We start from the raw sequence: 15,495 nt of genomic DNA, 5'->3' as shown, positions 1-15,495 counted from the left end.
CTCCTACGCATTTCGCATGATAATTGCTTCGATCGTAGTGGCTACGTCTTGACAATAATCTGCGACTTCTTCTAGTTTTTCATATATATCTTTAAATTGAATAATACGAATTGGATCTTTTTCATTTAAAAACAGTTGCTTAATCGATGATCGAAGTATTTCATCACATTTGCGCTCATAATCTTTAATAAGGATAGCGTGCTCATGCATTTTAAGTAACTTCTTCTGTGCAAGAAGCTCCATTGCTTTTACAATTTCATCTGTACTTTTCACAATATAACTTAAAAAGGTACGCATAGATTCATCGATTTCGATAAGTGAAAACATTTCTAGATTAGCAGTGAAATCATCAATACCGTCTAATATATCATCCATTCTAACGGATAATTGGAGAATATCTTCTCGTTCAATAGGAGTCATGAACGATTTGTTCAGCATGACGATTAAGTCATGGATTAATTTATCCCCTGCCGTCTCGTAATTTTTTACATGGACGCTTATCTCCTTCAAATCGGCAACTGTATTAATGCGGAAGTCATCGGCGTAGTGAGCTGCTTCTTGAACATTTTTAGCGATATTTAATAATGATGCGAAAAAGGGATCTGTTTTTTTTGAACCAATCATAAAAAAGCCTCCTGGACTTTAAGAATTATTTTTCAATGTTTTTCCTCACATAGCATACCAAAAAAATAAGAGAATCGACACATTTTTTACTTTGAACAAGCAAAATTTACAATGCTGTAACATTACTTCCTAAAATAAGGGTGAAAATAATAAGAAAAGAGTGATTTTTGACGAAAGGATATTTAATATTTAAATAAAATAAAAAATATGAAACTTTCAGGAAGCTCTTCCGTATATATTGGTAGATAGCCAAAATAAGTAAAGGGGTGAGAAAGATAGAGCAAATTTTTTTGTATGGATTAATCGGCATCGGGTTGATCACCATTCTTTATGTGCTATTTGCCGATGCGATTGATGGGATGGATAGTGGAATTTTGAATCCGACCACAGTACTTACTTTCTTATTATTCATCTGTGCGACCGGATTTATACTGCTGAAGTCAACAAATTGGAGCGAAGAAATAATTATTATCGTATCACTCGTCATTTCTAGCATTTTAACGTTTTTGTTATATTTCTTTGTACTGGTTCCACTAGCTTCATCAGAGGTGTCAACAGCATATACAAATGAGTCATTGCAAGGACAAATAGGAAGGGTGATTGTTCCTATCCCTGTGGATGGTTTCGGAGAAATAGTCATTGAAACGGTAAGTGGGGTTATCTCGAAAAGAGCGGTGGGATATGATAAGGAAGAAATTGACTATAATAAACAAGTGTTAATTATCGACATTGAAGACGGAACATTTTTGGTTAAAGAATATGAGCCTTTAAAATAATATATAGGGGGAATAGATAGGATGGATATGGGACTATTAATTGTGATTGGAATTGTTGTGTTCGTTTTACTCGTTGTTCTTGCTGTATATATTACTAAATACCGAACAGTAGGGCCGGACGAGGCTTTAATCGTAACAGGTAGCTACTTAGGCACTAAAAATGTGCATACAGATGACTCAGGAAACCGCATTAAAATAATTCGCGGAGGCGGTACTTTTGTATATCCGGTATTTCAACAAGGGGAACCTTTAAGTTTATTATCAAGCAAGCTGGAAGTTACTACACCTGAAGTATATACGGAGCAAGGGGTTCCTGTTATGGCGGACGGAACGGCAATCATCAAGATTGGCGGTTCTATCTCTGAGATTGCAACTGCGGCAGAACAGTTTTTAGGAAAATCAAAAGAAGACCGTGAAAATGAAGCAAAGGAAGTATTAGAAGGTCACTTACGTTCCATATTAGGGTCTATGACAGTAGAAGAAATTTATAAAAATAGAGATAAATTCTCACAAGAGGTGCAACGAGTTGCATCACAGGATTTAGCCAAAATGGGATTAGTCATTGTCTCATTTACCATTAAAGATGTTCGCGATAAAAATGGTTACTTGGATTCGCTTGGTAGACCGAGAATTGCTCAGGTGAAAAGAGATGCGGATATTGCGACAGCAGAAGCAGAAAAAGAAACTCGTATTAAACGTGCTGAAGCTTCAAAAGATGCGCAACGTGCTGAAATAGAACGTGCTACTGAGATTGCAGAAGCGGAAAAAGACAATCAACTAAAAGTCGCGGAATATCGCCGTGAACAAGACATTGCCAAAGCACGTGCAGACCAAGCGTATGAATTGGAAACTGCTCGTTCTAAACAAGAAGTAACTGAGCAGGAAATGCAAATTCAGATTATTGAACGTCAAAAACAAATTGAACTAGAAGAAAAAGAAATATTACGTCGTGAAAAACAATATGATTCGGAAGTAAAGAAAAAAGCAGACGCTGATCGTTATGCAATTGAGCAAAATGCAGCGGCATCCAAATCGCGTGAAATTGCGGAAGCGGACGCAGAAAAATATCGAATCGAAGCAAAAGCAAAAGCGGATGCAGAAAAAGTAAGATTAGATGGATTGGCAAAAGCCGACTCCCAACGAGCGCAAGGGGAATCTGAGGCCGATATTATTCGTCTAAAAGGTCTTGCGGAAGCGGAGGCAAAACGTAAAATTGCCGAAGCATTCGATATGTTTGGTCAAGCTGCAGTCTTAGATATGATTGTACGTATGTTGCCAGAGTATGCAAAACAAATTGCAAGCCCGCTCTCCAATATTGATAAGATTACAGTAGTCGACACGGGAAGTGGTGAAGGTGGGGGAGCGAACAAAGTGACTTCCTATGCAACAAACTTAATGTCTACCCTTCAAGAAACCTTAAAAGCGTCTTCAGGAATAGATGTAAAAGAAATGCTTGAAAACTATGCAGGCAAAGGAAACATCCGCCCAAGTATTGAGCAATTAACAGAAGAAGTAAAGAGAGCCGCTGTACCAGTCGGGGAAGAATCTAGCTTGGTTTAACAGGCTGTCTACCTGGTTTCAATTTAAGAGCTAACTACCTATTAGATAGACGAAAAAAACAAGATGGTAGTTTGTATTTATAAAAAGAAGAAAACTCAGAAAATTTTTCTGGGTTTTTTCTTATTGTTTCCTTTATACTATACGTAATACAAAAAAATTGTTTAATGCTGTCAAACGTATGGGGGCAACGAGATGATGACAATAAAACAGGTGCAGGATATTAAACTTAAAAAGCATTTGCCAAGATTAATCACGGATAAATCTATTACTACTTATATTGGCAACGCAAGAAACCTTTCGTACTCCTTATACACATTGCTCACGGATAGCATTACGTGGATTTATTATAATCCCAATAACGATGAAGAATTTGTCGAACGTTATACCATCCTCAGTGGGGAGTTAGAAGTGGATAGAAATGGTGAAAAAAATATTTTATATCCAGGTGATGTGATAGATACAAAAATGTATGATACTGTCTCTACTTGTTATGCAAAGGAACAAGTAGAAATATTGTTTGAAATGACATCTTCTTTTTTTGAAAAAAGCTTTGAAGAACGTTTGATTATTCAACGTGATGCTAGAAAAATTCAAGAAGTAGATGGTTACACATATCATCATTGCGCACGAATTAGTGATTATTCTATTGAACTTTGGAAAAGAATGAATCCAACAGAGAATCTAGCTATTTTAAGTATAGGCTCCTATTTCCATGATATTGGGAAATTGGCGATTCCCTTAGAGATATTAAACAAAAAGGGTAAACTGACAGAGGATGAGTGGAAAATAATTAAAATGCATACTACACTGGGTGCAGAAATGATGAGAAATCATGAAATAGAAAGAATACGCAAAGCCGCTTTTATTGTAGAAGAGCATCATGAACGGTATGATGGAAAAGGATATCCATACGGGTTAATGGGAAACGAAATTTCATTGGAGGCTTCCATTGTTTCGGTAGTAGATGCGTTTGATGCTATGACGACGAATCGAGTGTACAGAGGGGCAATGACAATTGAACAAGCGATTCAAGAAATCAGGGCCGGAAAAGGTACTCAATTTAACCCGAAAGTTGTGGATGAGTTTTTAAAAATGTTAGAAGAGAATAATAATAAGTGGCAATAATTGATTAAAAGGAGCGAGTAAAATGTCTTATCGTATTGAGCATGATTCTATGGGAGAAATTAAAGTTCCACAAGATAGTCTTTGGGGAGCACAAACACAAAGATCGAAAGAAAACTTTAAAATTGGAATGGAAAAAATGCCAATTGGCGTTATTCATGGACTTGCCTTATTAAAAAAATCAGCAGCAATAGTAAGTCACTCTCTTGGAAACTTATCAGATGCCAAAAAAGATGCAATCTCAGCAGCCGCTGATGAAATTCTAGCTGGAAAGCTTGATGCCCATTTCCCGTTAGTTGTATGGCAAACAGGTAGCGGTACACAATCAAATATGAATGTAAATGAAGTCATCGCACACCGAGGCAACCAATTGCTTGAAGAAAAAGGTATTGAAGAGCGTCTTCATCCGAACGATGACGTAAATAAATCACAAAGTTCCAATGACACTTTTCCGACGGCATTGCATATTGCTGGGGTACTTGCAGTAGAGCAGCAGCTTCTTCCTTCAATTGATGTTTTAAAAGAAACGCTCGGAAAAAAATCGGAGCAATTTATGGATATTGTAAAAATTGGCCGTACCCATCTGCAAGATGCAACCCCTCTTTCGCTGGGTCAGGAGTTTAGTGGATGGCATCGCATGTTAGAAAAATCATCTCATATGATTTCTCAAAGCATACAAGATATGAAAGAGCTTGCAATTGGTGGAACGGCAGTTGGAACAGGGTTAAATGCACCAAAAGGATTTGGCGATTTAGTAGCGATTGAGATTTCTAAAGCGCTAGGTATAAAATTTACTTCAGCGAAAAATAAATTTCATTCATTAACAAGCTATGACGATGTTGTGTATGTGCATGGCGCGGTAAAGGCGCTTGCCGCTGACTTGATGAAAATTGCAAATGATGTTCGATTATTAGCGAGCGGTCCTCGCTCTGGTATTGGAGAAATTTCAATTCCGGAAAATGAACCGGGAAGTTCTATTATGCCAGGCAAAGTGAATCCAACTCAAAGTGAAGCAATGACGATGGTTGTAGCCCAAGTAATGGGGAACGATACAACGATTAGTTTCGCTGCAAGCCAAGGCAACTACCAGTTAAATGTTTTCAAGCCGGTAATTATTCATAACTTCCTCCAATCTGTAAGATTGCTAAGTGATGCAATTATTAGCTTTAATGACAACTGTGCAGTAGGAATAGAGCCAATTTTAGATACAATTCAACACCATGTAAATAATTCATTAATGCTTGTTACTGCGTTAAATCCGTATATAGGATATGAAAATGCAGCGAAAATTGCGAAGCATGCACATAAAAACGGAACTACATTAAAAGAAGCGGCAGTTTCATTGGATTTATTAACTGCAGAGAAATTTGATGAAATTGTTCGACCAGAAAAAATGATTTAAGAGGAAAAGGACTACAAACATATGAAAAAAATAGTATTTGTGCTAGTCAGTTCTATATTAGTTCTTTCTGCATGTGGGCAGAAGAACGCCAAGGAAGATATCGAAGAACACGAAGAACATATTGCTCATTTAGCTAATGGTGATCTACAAGAAACGACTGCATCAGCGGATGTGTTACCGGCATTTTTAGACAATCAGTCAGAAGATATGCAACTAGTCTATCAAGCAGCAGCTAAGGCACATGATGTGTTAAAATGGATGCCTTGCTACTGCGGTTGTGGAGACAGTGCAGGACACTTAAATAATTTCAACTGCTTCGTCCATGAGATTAAAGAAAATGGAGAAGTAGTCTGGGATGACCATGGCACAAGATGTGCTGCATGTGTAGAAACAGCGATAGCTTCCATCTCAATGGTTCAAGAAGGTAAATCTTTAGAAGAAATTAGAAAAGCGATTGACGAAGCTTATAAAGAAGGGTATGCGGCACCTACGAAAACCCCAATGCCATCTTAATTAAAAAACTGTTCCTTTCACCAATATGTGAAGAGGAACAGTTTTATTTTTCTTCGTAAATAGGAGGTGGAGATTATTTGATGTAATAATCACTGATTAACACCGGGTTTAGCAACTCAGTTGGAATCTCAAATGTAATGACACCCATATAACCCGGTGCTACTTCATATTTATCAAAAGAAATGGTCAGTTTATGGTCTTCTGTTATAGAGAATGTTTGATCTGGACGAATTTTATCAAAAGGCTCTACTTCCACATCATCACCAACCCAATAAATAATATTTTCATCTTCCTTCATTTGTCTTTTCATTTCTTCCGTAATATAATCTGAAATTATTTTTATATAGCTATCGTCCTTAAACAAGCTAGGCAATGATATTAAAATTTGGTTTTTCTTATCAATTGTATCTGTTCTCATAGTAGTAGAAGAAGAGGCTACTGTGTTTACTTCATAGCGACTAATGGAAAGTATCTCATCCGTGTCGGTTACAACTTCATAAGTGGAGGATAATCCGAGATGACCTCCTCCTTCAGCCTTTAATTCTTCCATATCTTTTAGGAATCCTTCATATAGTGCTTCATTTTCCTCGATATACTTTTCATTTAGCATGTTTTCCAACTTTTTATTATCCAATCCAGTTACGTTGGGAGTTTGTAGGTCTGCGTTATAAGTATCTTCATCCAGCTCAATAGCCTGGAAAGTAACTACTTGAACAATAGACCCAAGCAAAGGAACTGTTGAAAGAGATTGTGCAAGCGCGGGGCTCACATTCACACTCGCAGTAAATAATGCTGCTGCAGCAACTAAACCAATTCCCCATCGCTTAACAGGCTTTTGTTTTTTCTGGTTTCTTTTCGCCTCTTTAATGGAATTTTTCACTATGTTATTTAATTCCTCGGGTATTTCGACTTCTTCGTATTTCCTTTTGGCATCTTGTAGTTTCTTCATAGTTACACCTTCTCTTCCATGTTTACTCGCAATTTTCGAAGTGCTGTGTAAATCCTAGTTTTGATTGTATTGGTGTTTTCCTGCTGTATTTCGGCAATCTCATCAATTTTGAGATCCTCGAAATAACGAAGTACAATAATCGTTTTATATGGTTCTTTTAAATGGTCGAGCGCTTCATACAAATCATAGTCTTTTTCTAAGTCATGCTGCTCAGGTAAAAACGTATGAAGGATATCATCATCCATTGTTTGCATACGTCCATGCTTTCGTATGAAATCGATTGATGTATTGACAACAATTCGATAAAACCACGTTTTAATATATCGATCTTCCTCTAAGCGATCAATCGAGTTTAACGCTTTAAAAATGCTATCTTGAATAATATCCAAAGCATTTTCTTTGTTTTTTACATAACTAAATGCTAAGCGATAATAATCGTTTTGATGCTCTATTATATAGTTTTCAACTAGTTGAAACTTTTCCTTTTTCGTCATGACGTTTATGAACTCCTTTTTCCCGTACCCGCGATTACGTTTCAATGTTTAGACGGGCAAGTGTGTTGGAAAGTTTGAATATGTATAAAATATTTCTTAAGAAATTCTTCATGTTTATCCTTCCCAAATATTAAGAAACAATAGGTACACTGTTGTAAGTAGTAAGACGGAAGGAGAAAACAAATGATACAAGTGCAGAATGTTAATCATACATTTTTAATAGGGAAAAAAGGAAAAGAAAAGAAGGTACCCGTTCTCAAAGGATTATCCTTTGAGGTAGAAAAAGGAGAAATTGTTGCAATCGTAGGAAAGAGTGGTTCAGGAAAGTCCACACTCCTTCATACAATTGCGGGTTTTATGAGTCCAGAGCAAGGGTCCATTACTGTAAATGGACAAGAGACTGTCTTTTTGAATGAAACAGAAAGAGCTCAGTTTCGTTTAAATAATTTTGGCTTTATTTTTCAAAACTTTCAACTCATGCCGGGCTTAACTGCATTTGAAAACATAGAACTGCCTTTAAAACTAAAAGGAATAGCGGCTAAAAAAAGAAAAACAAGCGTGCAACAATTGTTGAAAAAAGTAGGGTTGGAGGAAGTGGCGGATCATTATCCAAATGAATTATCAGGAGGACAACAGCAACGTGTTAGTATTGCTCGAGCACTGATTACAAATCCGCCTATTTTATTTGCAGATGAGCCGACAGGTAGTTTGGATTCAGAAACTGAACAAGATATTTTGTTGTTAATACAAGACCTCAATCAATCATTAGGTGTAACGTTCGTTATTATTACGCATGATGAGGAAGTTGCAAGCATTGCGGATCGAAAATTTAGAATGCGTGATGGTGAATTAGTGAAAGGAGAGACGGGCTATGTTATTTAAAGACCAGATCGATTTCGTCAGCCAGCATATTAAGAAAAATAAATTACGCGTATTTATGACCGTACTTGCTGCCACGATGGGTTGCGCGTTTCTAATCGTCCTTGCTTCAATTGGATTTGGTATACAAGATACAATGCGGAAAGAGATATTGGAAGACCAAGCCATTACGGAAGTTGAAGTGTATACAAATGATGGGGAAGAACTGGATATATCTAAGATTAGCGCAGTTGATTATGTAAATGCAATTGTGCAAAGAACAAGTATGGATACAAGAGCTGTTTCTCAATTAGGCGATCGCTCGCTGGAAGGGAGAATGCTGCTTACAAACTTTGCCGAGGAAGAAAAATCGAACCTCAAATTATCTGAAGGTCGTATGCCTACAAAGGACAATGAAGTAGTGGTTGGGTACCAGTTTGCAGAAAATTTATTGACGGATGCAGAACGGAAGGAAATGGAGCAAAATACAGAAGAGGATGCTGAGCTTATAGGAGGCTATAAAGAATCTGTAATTGGGAAAAAAGTTACCTTGTCTCTTCAATCTTATGATTTGGATGAAGCGTTCCCTGAAACATGGGATTTTACAATTGTAGGGGTAACGGAGAAACCTGCAAAGGATTGGTTTGTCGATACGAATATGCTAATAGATAACTCTTGGAAAAAGAAGTTTCAGGAAGTGTATGATATCAATGTTGAAGGCGATCATACTGACTTATTCTACTCAAGCTCAAAAATCTATACCTCTAGCTTAGAGCATGTAAAATCAGTAACAGAAGAGTTAAAGGCAATGGGTTATAGTGTGTATTCCGTATCTGAGCAATTAGAGCAGTTAGATGTCTTTTTCATGGCATTCAAAATCGGACTTATCTTTGTTGGGACAATTGCAGTATTAATTGCGTCCATTGGTATTTTCAATACGATGACGATGGCTGTAACTGAAAGAACACGTGAGATCGGTGTGATGAAAGCAATCGGAGCTAGTCCTAAACTAATTCAACGTTTGTTTTTGATGGAAAGTGCATGGATTGGTATTATCGGTACAGTGCTTGCTGTTATCATTTCATATGCAGTGAGTTTCCTAGCGAATTGGATATTGCCAATGGTAGTTGGAGCAGCTTTAGGTGAGGATGAGTTCGAAGATATATCGATGACCTTTTCTTTAATCCCTTGGCAGCTTGTAGTCATTGCATCCGTGATAAGCATTAGCGTGGCAATGATTTCAGGGTGGAGACCAGCACGAAAAGCAACGAAAATAGATGTCATTCAAGCATTAAGACAGGAATTATAAAACAAAGGTCGTCTCCATTGAGGGGACGACCTTTTACTGTGCGATAGTATAATACGCAATGAATAATACAAACACCACAAGAACATTCAACAGGTTATAAGTAGTTCGCGTAATTTTTTTATCAAATCTAGCGGATTTATTAACAATCTTAATACCCAAATACGTGATGAAAATTGCTAGAAACAATGCAAACATAGCAGGCATTGAATAGATGTGAACATCGATAAAATGTACAAGGATAATCGCAATGGCCATTGCTAATCCATACGCAACCTTTTTTAGTGTAGGATCTTTCAAGTTATAACCTCCACAAATAATCTTTTAGTTCATTCTCCAAAAACGGCTTAGCGTTTAACAGTTGCTTAAACTGTTGATACCCTTCCAGTTGTTCAGAAGTTACTTTTTTACCAGTTTTATATGCGCGTATCAATATGTTCTTCGGAGTGTTTTCCATATCGATAAATTCGACTAACTGTGCCTCATAGCCTGCCATGCTTAGAATTTCTGCTCGAATGGAATCTGTGGCAAGTGCCGCAAAACGTTCTTTCACAAGACCATGCTTTAGCATAATGTCTAGTCCTGATGCATCTAGCTGTCTATTCAATTCATGTTGGCAGCAAGGAACGCTTAAAATGACACTTGCACCCCATTTGACTGCGCGGGCTAAAGCCATATCTGTTGCAACATCACACGCGTGGAGAGTGACAACCATATCTACTGCCGATTCGTCGTTGTAATCATTAATATCTCCTACTAAAAATTCTAGTTGGTCATAACCTAAATCATTAGCGATCTTCGTACATTCCTCAATAACTTCTTTTTTCAAATCTAAACCAGTAACTCGAATGTCTAGACCTTTTTCAACTTTTAAATAATGGTAAAGGGCAAATGTTAAATACGATTTACCTGATCCGAAATCGAGAATACGAACTGGTCGATCCTTCGGTAAGTGAGCGAGTGCATCGTCGATAAACTCTACAAACCGATTGATCTGTTTAAACTTATCGTACTTTTGTTTTTTTACTTTCCCTTCTTCTGTTTGTACACCTAAACGAATAAGGAAAGGGTATGGTGTGTCCTCAGCTAATAGATAATTCTTTTTACGATTATGGGATAGATTCACTGGCTTTGCAGAATCTGTTTTTTCCGATTTCCACATTACTTTATTTTTCTTGGAAAGCTGTACTTGTACTTTTTCCGTTATGAAATCTGCATGGATTTGTCGAAATTGCTCCAATAGATCATCTAATGTTTTGCTAAATTCATCTAAAGTTATGTTCTCGTGCTTTAAAGTTCGTTCGTATTGGTATTCAAGTTGTATATGATACATACTTTTTATCTCGATTGGTTTTAGTTTTACACGCTTTACTTCATTAGACTTAGCCCGTGGTTGGCTGATTGTGGCAGCAACTAACTGTTTATTTGTAATTTGATCAATTAGATAGTCTTTCATTTCTTGAAATTCCATAAAAAATCGCCTTCTTTTTCCGTAATCTTCTTGGAAATAGTGTAACACATAGGTGATATTTTAGGTTAGTTGTAAAATTAGGTGGCTTAGTTGTAATTTTGACTGGTTTAGTTGTAAAAATCACAGACTTAGTTGTAATGCCCAATAAAAGAAACTATTTCGTATAAGTAAGCGTTTTGCCAGTCACTCCAAATAAAATGGTAAGTATCGGACTAAGTAGGCAGAAAAACGCGAATGGTAAATAGTCGATAGTTGAAACAGCTAACACATTTGTGATGAAAATACCGCACACACTCCATGGCACTAATGGATTTACAACTGTACCAGCGTCTTCCATTACACGAGCTAGGTTTTTGTTGGCAAGTCCTACTTTTTTGAATTGAGCTTGGAATGATTCCCCAGTCAATAATATAGATAAGTATTGCTCTCCTATTAACGTGTTAACACCGATTGCAGTAAACGCTGCAGCAGTTATAACCGAACCAACACTTTTTAAAGCGTCTTCTACTTTTATCAATAAGCTTTGTACAATACCAAGTGTAAACAGCAGCCCACCCATGCTTAATGCAAGTATGACTAGCCCTATTGTAAACATCATGCTGTCAATTCCACCTCTTGAAAGTAGTGAGTCGACTGCTTCAATACCAGTGTTGGATGTATAGCCGCTAAATAAAATATTTAGCACTTCTCCAATCGATAGTCGTTGAAAGATATAGGAGATGGTGATTGCTAAAATAGAAGTTAAAGCTAATGATAAAATAGCGGGAACTTTTTTTATAGCTAGTATTACGAGTAAAACAAGGGGCAGTAATGTGTACCAATGAATCATCCCAGTTTGTAAAAGGCCATCTTGAAAACTATTTAGTTGATCGAGCTGTTGGATTTCTTTGCTTGGCGATAAGATGCCATATCCTACGAGCGAAATGAAAAATGCGGGAATCGTTGTCCAACCCATATTTCGAATATGTTCGAAAAGATCAACTTGAACGATAGCAGATGCAAGATTAGTTGTATCGGATAATGGAGACATTTTATCTCCAAAAAAAGCACCTGAAACAATTGCACCAGCTGTGATAGCTAAAGAGATATCCATAGCACTTGCCATACCGATAAATGCAACTCCTGCTGTTGCTACTGTTGTCAAAGAACTTCCGACTGCCAGACCGATTATACACGTAACTAAAAACACAACTGCATAAAAAAAGTGAGGAGAGATAAATTGAAAACCTAAGTAAATAAGTGTTGGAATGGTTCCCCCCATCATCCAACTACTAATTAGAATGCCGATAAAGAAAAAGATAAAAATGGCACCAAGACCTGCTTTTGAACCTTCTATGAGTCCTTCTTCTAATTGTTTGAATGGAACCTTTTTTAATAACCCATAAGCAATGAGTAAAAGAATTGCCAATAAAATAGGCATATGTGGAACGGCATCAAATTTGATAATACAAACCGCCATAGAGATAACGATTAGCGAAGTAAGTAGTACCGCCTCTAAAAAAGAAGGCGATATTATCGCGCGAATACGAAACATGGTAAAACCTCCCGATAATTTTTTGGGAATGAAAAAAATCCTTCCAATCCCTGTAACTAGGGACGAAGGAAAACTCCGCGGTACCACCCTATTTGTTGAACCAATCATTTAGTTCAACCACTTCATTTAAAAACGAGCTTATCGGATTGTTGTAATTCATCTGCAAATCTACCTGAACTTTCACCAATTGTTCAGTCTCTTTTTGCTGTAAATACACAGATTACTAGGACAATCACTCGCATATTATACTTTCGTAGTTCAACGCTTTGAAGCGGTGAAGTAATTAGGATTCTATCATGTTTTTACATTCTGTCAATGAGGAAATGAAAAGTCTTTTTTATCGGAATTTTGTGATAGAATAATAAGAAAAGAAATAACATGCAAAAGGGGAGATTTGTTTGTTAAATGAAAAAACAGTTGGGGAAATTGTAAAAGAAGCAGCAAAAAAGTTTCCAGAAACAGAAGCCTACGTGTATCCGGAGCATGGTATTCGAAAAACATATAAGGAATTCGATGAAGAAACGGACGAGCTTGCTAAAGCATTTCTTGGCTTGGGTATTCAAAAAGGTGAACATGTCGCTATCTGGTCTGATAATAAAAGAGAATGGCTACTAAGTCAGTTCGCAACAGGAAAGATGGGGGCAGTACTTGTAACAGTAAATACGAACTATCAAGAGAAAGAATTGGAATATTTATTACAGCAGTCAGATGCGACTACGCTTATTTTATGTGAATCTTATAAAAGTACTTCTTATTTAGATATAGTGCGCGCAGTTTGCCCAGAAATCGAAAACGCTGACAAAGGTTCCATCCAATCAGAAAAGCTACCACATCTAAAGCGAGTTATTGTGATGAGTGAAAATGACTATCCGGGAATTTATACATGGTCTGAGTTATTGGCATTTGCACAAAGCGTCACGGATGAAATACTACAAAAATCACTGGAAGATCTACATAACGACGAAGTAATTAATATTCAATATACTTCGGGAACAACTGGATTTCCAAAAGGGGTTATGTTGACACATAAAAATGTTGTTAATAATGGACAGCTTGTTGGGGATTATATCCATCTGACGGAACATGATCGTTTATGTATACCTGTTCCATTCTTTCATTGTTTCGGATGTGTAATGGGCACGATTGCGTCTGTAACACATGGAACTACTATGGTTGTCATCGAACAATTTGAAGCAGGAAAAGTGCTTCAAATGGTTCAAAACGAGAAATGTACAGCATTGCATGGGGTACCCACGATGTTCATCGCCGAGTTAAATCATGCCAATTTTGAACAATTCGATTTATCAACTTTACGCACTGGAATTATGGCGGGTTCCATTTGTCCAATTGAAGTGATGAAAAAGGTAATGGACGACATGGGATTATCCGAAATTACGATTGCTTATGGACAAACGGAATCATCTCCAGTAATTACTCAAACGAAAACAGATGATGCGATTGAAAAGCGCGTATCTTCTGTTGGAAAAGCGCATCCAGGAGTGGAAGTGAAAATTATCGATCCCTTAACTGGAGAAGACACACCTGCTGGAGTCCCTGGAGAATTATGCACAAGGGGTTATCTTGTGATGAAGGGGTATTATAAAAACGAGGAAGCGACAAAATCTGCGATTGACCCAAATGGCTGGCTACATACGGGAGATATTGCCGTGATGGACGAAGAGGGCTATATCGATATTACAGGGCGTATAAAGGATATGGTCATCCGTGGTGGGGAAAATATCTACCCTAAAGAAGTCGAGGAATTTCTTTACCAGCACCCGTCCATTCAAGACGTTCAAGTAGTCGGTGTTCCAGATCCAAAATACGGGGAGGAACTCATGGCCTGGATTATTTTAAAAACTGGCGAGATCCTAACTTCAGAATCCTTAAAGAATTATTGCAAAGGAAAAATATCACATCACAAAATTCCGAAATATATCGAATTTATCGATGCTTATCCTATGACTGCTTCAGGTAAAATCCAAAAATTTCTTTTAAGAGAAATGTCGAAAGAAAAAGTAGAAATCTAGGAATGATATTTCCCGGGAAATCGACAAAAGAGATGAAACTTTTCCAAGACATCTCTTTTGTTTGACCTTATATCATTGCATGTAGAAAAGAGGCGTAAATATGTATTTAGATCACATTGTTCATCACGTAACAAAAACGCCAAAAGAAATTGCGTCAGATTGGAAAGAAAAAGGTTTCCATGCGGTTGTTGGAGGCAGGCATACACATTGGGGAACATATAATGCGCTGTTATATACAAGGACAAGCTATATTGAGTGGCTTGCACTTGAGCATGAGGATATCGCACAAAAAGCCAATCATCCTTTGATAAATTTATTACTGGATGATTTGAAAACAAAACCAGGCTTTGGAACGATTTGCATTCGAACTACGGCAATTGACGAACTATGCAGGCAACTTGAAGAAAAAGGGATAGAAACGTCTGGAGTATTACAAGCTGAAAGAAAAACGATAAGCGGCTTCGTACGCAGATGGAAGATGCTATTCGTCAAGGAAGAAACTAGTGATGCGTTGCCTACTCCATTTTTTATCGAGTGGGAGGAAAATGATGTTGAACGTTATCAAACGCTTCAAGAGGATGGCACTATTCAAGAAAGTAACTTACAATTAACTGTTTCTTCATGTGAGTTTCATGTAAATAATCCACGGGAAGTAATGGATAAATGGAAAAAATACTTTGACTTAGAAGAAGAAGACGATCACATACTGTTATTAACAAATACGAAATTAGTCTTTACAAAGCTAGAAAACGGCACGAAGGAAAGGCTTGCAGTAGTACATATTGATGGATGTACCGAACAAGGAACATTAATCTATGAGCAGGCTAACTATCGATTCCGTTAAGAGGAGGAATTA

Annotated in this window: 15 protein-coding genes; 9 read left to right on the top strand and 6 right to left on the bottom strand. The window is 37.2% G+C overall.

The window, feature by feature from the left end:
• Nucleotides 1-3: 3 nt before the first annotated feature.
• A complete protein-coding gene (locus tag FS486_RS07305; RefSeq protein WP_144510680.1) occupies nt 4-624 on the bottom strand; it encodes a DUF47 domain-containing protein in 621 nt (206 codons plus the stop codon).
• Nucleotides 625-890: 266 nt separating this feature from the next.
• Here FS486_RS07305 and FS486_RS07300 point away from each other — a divergent pair, with 266 nt between their 5' ends.
• From FS486_RS07300 to FS486_RS07280, 5 genes are all read left to right on the top strand, one after another.
• Nucleotides 891-1,400 (top strand): NfeD family membrane protein, encoded by a 510-nt coding sequence (locus tag FS486_RS07300; protein ID WP_144510679.1) that lies wholly within the window; start codon nt 891-893, stop codon nt 1,398-1,400.
• 21 nt (nt 1,401-1,421) lie between these two features.
• On the top strand, nt 1,422-2,960 hold the full coding sequence (locus FS486_RS07295) for a flotillin lipid rafts scaffold protein FloT (protein WP_144510678.1): 1,539 nt from the start codon (nt 1,422-1,424) through the stop codon (nt 2,958-2,960).
• A gap of 192 nt (nt 2,961-3,152) precedes the next feature.
• Nucleotides 3,153-4,085, top strand: a complete 933-nt coding sequence (locus FS486_RS07290) for an HD-GYP domain-containing protein (RefSeq protein WP_144510677.1) — start codon at nt 3,153-3,155, stop codon at nt 4,083-4,085.
• Nucleotides 4,086-4,107: 22 nt separating this feature from the next.
• Nucleotides 4,108-5,484, top strand: a complete 1,377-nt coding sequence (gene fumC, locus FS486_RS07285; RefSeq protein WP_144510676.1) for a class II fumarate hydratase — start codon at nt 4,108-4,110, stop codon at nt 5,482-5,484.
• 21 nt (nt 5,485-5,505) lie between these two features.
• Nucleotides 5,506-5,997: a PCYCGC motif-containing (lipo)protein gene (locus FS486_RS07280; protein ID WP_144510675.1), complete on the top strand. Its 492-nt coding sequence runs from the start codon at nt 5,506-5,508 to the stop codon at nt 5,995-5,997.
• A 73-nt stretch (nt 5,998-6,070) separates the two neighbouring features.
• On the opposite strand, the gene rsiV is transcribed toward FS486_RS07280, so the two are convergent.
• Together rsiV and FS486_RS07270 are read right to left on the bottom strand one after the other, a co-directional pair.
• Complete coding sequence (gene rsiV / locus FS486_RS07275; protein ID WP_144510674.1) at nt 6,071-6,946, bottom strand: anti-sigma-V factor RsiV; 876 nt, start codon at nt 6,944-6,946, stop codon at nt 6,071-6,073.
• Between the two features lie 2 nt (nt 6,947-6,948).
• A complete protein-coding gene (locus FS486_RS07270) occupies nt 6,949-7,440 on the bottom strand; it encodes an RNA polymerase sigma factor SigV (RefSeq protein WP_144510673.1) in 492 nt (163 codons plus the stop codon).
• A 183-nt stretch (nt 7,441-7,623) separates the two neighbouring features.
• On the opposite strand from FS486_RS07270, the gene FS486_RS07265 reads away from it, so the two are divergent.
• Both FS486_RS07265 and FS486_RS07260 read left to right on the top strand, forming a co-directional pair.
• Nucleotides 7,624-8,322, top strand: a complete 699-nt coding sequence (locus FS486_RS07265) for an ABC transporter ATP-binding protein (RefSeq protein WP_144510672.1) — start codon at nt 7,624-7,626, stop codon at nt 8,320-8,322.
• Nucleotides 8,312-9,607 carry an ABC transporter permease gene (locus tag FS486_RS07260; RefSeq protein ID WP_144510671.1) on the top strand — a complete coding sequence of 432 codons (1,296 nt, stop codon included), beginning with the start codon at nt 8,312-8,314 and terminating at the stop codon, nt 9,605-9,607. Before FS486_RS07265 ends, FS486_RS07260 begins: the two co-directional genes overlap by 11 nt.
• Nucleotides 9,608-9,640: 33 nt before the next feature.
• Here the strand turns inward: FS486_RS07260 and FS486_RS07255 are convergent, their stop codons facing one another.
• The 3 genes from FS486_RS07255 to nhaC all read right to left on the bottom strand — a co-directional run bounded on the left by FS486_RS07255 (nt 9,641) and on the right by nhaC (nt 12,609).
• Complete coding sequence (locus FS486_RS07255) at nt 9,641-9,904, bottom strand: hypothetical protein (RefSeq protein WP_144510670.1); 264 nt, start codon at nt 9,902-9,904, stop codon at nt 9,641-9,643.
• Between the two features lies 1 nt (nt 9,905).
• Nucleotides 9,906-11,075, bottom strand: a complete 1,170-nt coding sequence (locus FS486_RS07250) for a class I SAM-dependent methyltransferase (protein ID WP_144510669.1) — start codon at nt 11,073-11,075, stop codon at nt 9,906-9,908.
• A 154-nt stretch (nt 11,076-11,229) separates the two neighbouring features.
• Nucleotides 11,230-12,609 carry a Na+/H+ antiporter NhaC gene (gene nhaC / locus FS486_RS07245; RefSeq protein ID WP_144510668.1) on the bottom strand — a complete coding sequence of 460 codons (1,380 nt, stop codon included), beginning with the start codon at nt 12,607-12,609 and terminating at the stop codon, nt 11,230-11,232.
• 398 nt (nt 12,610-13,007) lie between these two features.
• Between nhaC and FS486_RS07240 the strand changes: the two genes are divergently transcribed.
• Complete coding sequence (locus FS486_RS07240; protein WP_144510667.1) at nt 13,008-14,639, top strand: AMP-binding protein; 1,632 nt, start codon at nt 13,008-13,010, stop codon at nt 14,637-14,639.
• A gap of 100 nt (nt 14,640-14,739) precedes the next feature.
• A complete protein-coding gene (locus FS486_RS07235; protein WP_144510666.1) occupies nt 14,740-15,483 on the top strand; it encodes a VOC family protein in 744 nt (247 codons plus the stop codon).
• Nucleotides 15,484-15,495: the final 12 nt, after the last annotated feature.

The sequence above is a fragment of the Bacillus sp. FJAT-22090 genome (assembly GCF_007676755.1).
Classification (GTDB): Bacteria; Bacillota; Bacilli; order Bacillales_A; family Planococcaceae; genus Psychrobacillus.
Note: the sequence above shows the minus strand (reverse complement) of the source record. Positions and strands in the feature narration are given on the sequence as shown.